General features: G+C 69.3%; 1 protein-coding gene. It reads left to right on the top strand.

From position 1 onward, the window contains the following. Positions 1–9 precede the first annotated feature (9 nt). Positions 10–995: AMP-binding protein (locus tag KUM49_RS50510; RefSeq protein ID WP_217242253.1), on the top strand; the 986-nt coding region annotated here is incomplete at its 3' end.

Below are 995 nucleotides of genomic sequence, written 5' to 3'. Positions count from 1 at the left end.
TTGGAGGGAGTGCGTGACCAGCTGGCGGAACTGCTGGTGCACGAGCACGCCCCGCTGACGCTCGCACAGCAGGCCAGCGGCATGCCCGGCGGCAGCCCTCTGTTCACCTCGCTCTTCAACTACCGCCACAGCAAGCGTCGCGCCGCCGCACCCGGCCCGGAAGGCGACAGCGCGCCCAGAGGCGTCAGGATGCTGCTCTCCCGGGACGCCACCAACTATCCGGTGGCCGTCTCCGTGGACGATCAGGAGTCCAGGTTCGCGCTGCTCGTGGATGCGGTCGATCCGGTGGACGGACAGGCGCTGTGCCATCTGCTGCACACCTGCCTGGCCAACCTCGTCACCGCACTCGAAGACCACCCAGGCAGCTCGCTGTCGGCAGTGGACGTCCTCGACGAGGCCCAGCACAACCAGCTCCTCGCCGACTGGAATGACACGGCCGCCGAGGCGGGGCCCGAGGTGTCGATGGTGCCGGCGATGATCGCGGCGCAGGTGGTGCGGACTCCGGATGCGGTGGCGGTGGTGCAGGCCGGCGTGTCGGTGTCCTATGCGGAGCTCGAGGCGCGGGCTAATCGGTTGGCGCATTTCCTGCGGGCGCAGGGGGCGCGTGCCGAGCGGGTGGTGGGTTTGTGTCTGCCGCGCGGGGTGGAGACGCTGGTCGGGATTCTGGCCGTGTGGAAGGTGGGGGCGGGGTATTTGCCGCTCGACCCGGGGCAGCCGGCGGAACGTCTGGCATTCCAACTGCGCGACAGCGGTGCGGTGCTGACGCTGACGACGCAGCAGAACCTGGGGAGCATTCCAGTCGATGGGCATCGGCTGGTGGCGGTGGATGACACGGTCGTGGCGGCGCAGCTCGAGGCCGCTCCCGCGGTGGCACTGGAGGGTGTCGTGTCGTCGGGCCAGGTGGCGTATGTGATCTATACGTCGGGGTCGACGGGGCGGCCGAAGGGTGTCGCGGTCACTCACGAGGGGCTGGCGAATTATGTGTCGTCGGTGCC

It is taken from the genome of Streptomyces sp. AC555_RSS877, from assembly GCF_019049245.1.
Taxonomy (GTDB): domain Bacteria; phylum Actinomycetota; class Actinomycetes; order Streptomycetales; family Streptomycetaceae; genus Streptomyces.
This window is presented reverse-complemented; position numbering and strand designations above follow the sequence as displayed.